Consider the following 4,866-nt stretch of genomic DNA (forward strand, 5'->3'; position numbering starts at 1 on the left):
AGACCTCAGCAATAGAATTGGCTCAGAGGAGCCACATGAGCCAAGTTCTGATCAACGAATACCTGAGCCAGCTGGACGTCATCAAAAAAGTCAGCGGTAGCAGCAGAGAGACCATTGTCAGAGAGGCCTTCAAAGACCTCCTCAAGAACTGGGGGCGTCAGAACAATCTGGTCTTCTTGGCAGAGTACCCACTCAAAACCGCTTTCAAGACCAACATTACCGTCGACGGCGCTCTGCTCCACGAGCTAAGGATGCCACTTGGCTATTGGGAAGCCAAGGACGAACGCGACGACCTCGAAGAAGAGATCGAGAAGAAGCTTCGCAAAGGCTACCCTCAAGACAATATTGTCTTCAGCGATGACATCCATGCCGTACTGATTCAGCACAAAGAAGAAGTGCTCCGGTGCGATATCGCTGATACAGCGAAGCTAGGGCAATTGCTGAAGCTATTCTTCGGCTACGAGCGTCCCGAGATCGCCAGCTTTAGAGTAGCGGTCGAACAGTTCAAGGAGGACTTGCCCGCAGTCCTGAAAGCGCTTCGCGAGATGATCGAGAAGCAAGAGACGACGAACGCGACGTTCCAAGCAGCCTCCGCAAAGTTCCTGCAGCATGCGCAGGAGGCAATCAATCCTTCACTAGGTGGGGCCGACGTGCGGGAAATGCTGATTCAGCACATCCTCACAGAGGAGATCTTCAGCAAGGTCTTCGACAGCGAGTTTCACCACGAGAACAACGTCGCGCGCGAGCTGTATGCGCTGGAGAACGCCTTCTTCACGGGAGCTCTCAAGAAGCAAACCTTAAAAGGGTTGGAACCGTACTACGCCGCGATCCGAGCGGCCGCCGCACAGATCGGAAGCCACCATGAGAAGCAAACCTTCCTGAAGGTGATCTACGAAAATTTCTACAAGGTGTACAACGTGAAGGCGGCAGACCGGCTCGGAGTCGTCTACACGCCTAACGAGATCGTCCGGTTCATGGTAGACGCAGCCGACTGGCTATGTGAAAAGCATTTCGGCAAGAATCTTATCGACTCAGGAGTGGAGATACTGGACCCGGCCACGGGTACCGGCACGTTCATTTGCGAACTGCTAGAGCACTTCCGTGGGCAGTCGAAAAAGCTGCACCACAAGTACCTCGATGAACTTCACGCTAACGAGGTTGCCATTCTTCCCTACTATGTGGCCAATCTGAACATCGAGGCCACATACGCTGCGATTACGGGAAAGTATGAAGAATTTCCTAACCTGTGCTTCGTGGATACGCTCGACAACGTTGGGCTTCATACGTCTGCACATGGCACGACGGCAGAACTTTTCGGAAGTGTTAGTGAAGAGAACGTTGCCCGCATCAAGCGGCAGAACGGGAGACGGATCAGCGTTGTCATAGGGAATCCGCCCTACAACGCGAATCAAGCGAATGAGAACGATAATAATAAAAATCGCGAGTATCCGGCAATAGACGGACGGATCAAGCGCACCTACATAGCTGAGAGCACAGCGCAGAAGACGAAGCTCTACGACATGTATGCTCGCTTCTTCAGGTGGGCAAGTGATCGCTTGGACACAGATGGCATTCTCGCTTTTGTGACCAACAGGAGTTTCATTGAGAGCCGGACATTCGACGGTTTCCGCAAGACGGTGGCCGACGAATTCAGCGAGGTATACATCGTCGATCTCGGGGGAGACGTCCGCAGCAATCCCAAACTGAGCGGGACGAAGCATAACGTCTTCGGGATACAAACTGGAGTAGCCATCAGCTTCATGGTGAAGCGTCGAACCCCTGCGAAGGCGAAGGCTCCGGGGAGGATTTTCTACGCGCGCAGACCAGAAATGGAGCTGGCCCAGGAGAAGCTGGCGTTTCTTGGTTCTCGCATGGCGAAGGATTTGGAGTACGAGGAACTTCGGCCAGACAAGGCGGGAAATTGGATTGTCCATGGCGCGACCGATTTCGCCGACTTCATACCTCTCGCAGAAAAATCCACCAAGAGCGCAACGAGTGCCGCGAGAGAGCGCGCGATATTCAAACTCTTTTCACTTGGCGTTGTCACGAATCGGGATGACTGGGTGTACGATGTATCGCATGATGCGCTTAGCCTAAAAGTTCAGTCCCTGGTGAATGCTTACAACACTGAGCGATGTGGGGCAGAAGGGAAGGATTCAGAGCCTGTTTTGTCGATCAAGTGGACGCGCGCGGTAAAGGCGGATCTGCGACGAGATGTCGCCTACTCGTACGATCCAAGCTCGGTAATCGAAGCCATGTACCGACCGTACGTAAAACAATGGCTGTACTATCATCCCAGGCTCAACGAAGTTCAGTATCAAACACCTTCGATCTTCGGGAAGGGAGACGTCCGAACGAACTGCATCGTGGTGAGCGATCCGACATCGCAGAAGCCATGGATGGCCTGCGCGGTGAACAGAGTGCCGGATCTCCACTTCGTTGGCGCTGCGGCAGGAGCAGTATGTCTCCCATTCACCCGACTCGATGCTGACGGTGGAACCGCAATCAACGTCACTGACTGGGCGCTTCGACAGTTCACTTCGCATTACAAGGCCGCGGGTGGCAATTCGAGCAAGCGAACTACCGCGCGGAAGATTACCAAAGAGGCGATCTTTCACTACTGCTATGGGGTTCTGCAGGACCCGGAATACGTCGCGAAGTACGCACTGAACCTCAAACGCGAGCTCCCGCGGATACCTTTTTACGCGGATTTCTGGCAATGGGCTCAATGGGGCGAGGAACTGCTCAAGCTGCATCTCGAGTTCGAGAGCGCTCTGCCTTTTGATGTGGAGCGAATCGACAACCCTGACCCCAAGGCACGCACTGCTGGTCAAACGCCCAAAACGATTCTTAGCTCGGACCCTGACAAGGGACAAATCGTCATCGACAGTGAAACGCTTCTGCGCGGAATTCCCAGGTCAGCATGGAACTATCGTTTAAGCAACCGCGCGGCGCTTGACTGGGTTCTTGATCAGTACAAGGAGAGGAAGCCCAAGGATCCGACGGTGCGGGAGAAGTTCAACACGTATCGGTTTGCCGACCATAAAGAAGCGGTCGTCAGCCTTCTCGCGCGTGTCATTCGCGTCAGTGTGGAAACCGTTCGAGTAACAGCTGAGATGCAATCTGCTGCTAGATGACGAGGAACGCGGACAGGAAGACAGTCCTAGCGGACCGATCTACAGCTCTTCATTGGCCTTACGTTCTTGACGCTTCCAATGTAAGTCATTAATGAACATGACGTTGGCAAACATCACGCTGAACACGGCCTCGACTTGCGCCAGTGTCATAAAGACGATCATGCCAAGCGCCGAAGATTTTGCGATCATTCTGTGTTCTTGATAAAACGACATCGGAACGAAAACCAGCTTACCCAGCGTGAAGAAAAGCGCTCCCAGCATCACAAGCGCTGAAATCAATATAGCCGCAACGATTCGCTCAAGACGTTTAGCGTCAGACAACGATTCAGTAAAATCGACTGTCACAACCTTTTGCTGATCGACAAGCCTGCTGAGGGCATTGGGATATAAAAAGGCAATCCAAATTCCCATAATCGTAAAGACCATACCTGATACGCCACTGAGCAGTGTCAAGTAGTCCTTGATGTCTTCATACCGGAATTCCAGCTGCACCCGATTGCAGACCCAAGCAGCCGCCGCCGACAGCATGACGTATATCGCCGCGCGAATCCACATGACTATGCCGCCTTCGCCGCCTTTTCGCGCTTCTTCAGAAGTGCTTCGTCCTTCTGAATAGACTTGAGCAACCTGTCCCGGTTTTTTGCGAGTTGAGCGTGCATGTCGCTTGCGCTCATCACCGTAGCCGACGATGACTTATTAACATGTACGGTCTCGTGTAGGCGATACCTGTCAACCCAAACGGTGCCAGAATCCGTCTCGAATCCTACGTTGTCCCAATCAGATCGTTTGCGGCTTTCACGCGCAAATTTCTCAATGATTTCCTTGATTTCCTTAGTGGACGGCTTCGCTTCAGCGCGGACCTCTACTTGCCGGGTTTTTGCCTTGGGCTTGGTCGGCAGATATGGAACCTGATCGAACATTTTCACCCAGCCGGCACGATCATCCGTCCCGCCCTGCAGCCGAATGGTCTCGCGACGCACTACGTGAGTAATTCGGTGTGCCAGATCCGTCATCTCAGCAGCCTCAGTGGACAAGCTTCGTAGATGAACGTCGAATCGGTACGAGTACTTTACGAGTGGGTTCTTGTCTGGGGTCGTGAACGCAAAACGAACAAATCCTGCATCAGTCTCCGTTCGTACCTTATTTGGATGAGTGACTCTATTGGTGATGCACTTCGAGACCCAGTCCTGAAGCATGGTGGAATCGCAGACCGAGTTTTCGAACTTTACGGATATAACAGTGTTCAGCGCCGGTACTATCCAGTAGTATGCGGGATGACCCCAGATCACCTTTTTACCGCGGTAGTTCTCGGTATATTCAATGACTTGCGAATTGCCCGTCGGCGCCGTCGCTTGTGCCCCCAGAATGCTACCGCCGCCCTGTCCCTCTGATTTCCAGAGGACAAAGAGATATTCTCCGGAATCGTCGCACTTATACACGTCGTGGCAGTAGCATTTGGGCGTGCCTGAGCGTCCAGTTGCCGGGTCCCACGGAATGGTGTCTTCTAGCGGTTTTCCAGCCACCCAGTCGTAAATCAGCTGGAACGTCTCGGCAGCATCGATTCCGAAGCTATCTTCGGAATCGCGCTTATGCAAGCCACAGGCGGTGATTTGAAAAAAATTGAGGTGCGCGGGAATGATCATCGGCAACTTCTTGTGTCACTGTCCAGCATGTTACAGCTATCCAAAGGCGCTCTGCCGCGCTGAATTCCCACGCCCGCCGCGAGTTG

The 4,866-nt window shown here is 53.2% G+C and carries 3 protein-coding genes; 1 reads left to right on the forward strand and 2 read right to left on the reverse strand.

All coding sequences use genetic code 11. The features are described 5' to 3' along the window. The first annotated feature begins 35 nt into the window (after positions 1-35). Positions 36-3,137: a type ISP restriction/modification enzyme gene (locus JI739_RS24230; protein WP_201686595.1), complete on the forward strand. Its 3,102-nt coding sequence runs from the start codon at positions 36-38 to the stop codon at positions 3,135-3,137. A gap of 39 nt (positions 3,138-3,176) precedes the next feature. Here JI739_RS24230 and JI739_RS24235 read toward each other — a convergent pair whose 3' ends face one another. Both JI739_RS24235 and JI739_RS24240 read right to left on the reverse strand, forming a co-directional pair. Then, positions 3,177-3,692, reverse strand: coding sequence for a hypothetical protein (locus tag JI739_RS24235; RefSeq protein WP_201686596.1), 516 nt, complete (start codon positions 3,690-3,692; stop codon positions 3,177-3,179). Positions 3,693-3,694: 2 nt separating this feature from the next. Continuing rightward, entirely contained in the window at positions 3,695-4,780 is a 1,086-nt protein-coding gene (locus JI739_RS24240) for a hypothetical protein (protein ID WP_201686597.1), read from the reverse strand. Positions 4,781-4,866: the final 86 nt, after the last annotated feature.

Source organism: Ramlibacter aurantiacus, assembly GCF_016722895.1.
GTDB lineage: Bacteria > Pseudomonadota > Gammaproteobacteria > Burkholderiales > Burkholderiaceae_C > Ramlibacter > Ramlibacter aurantiacus.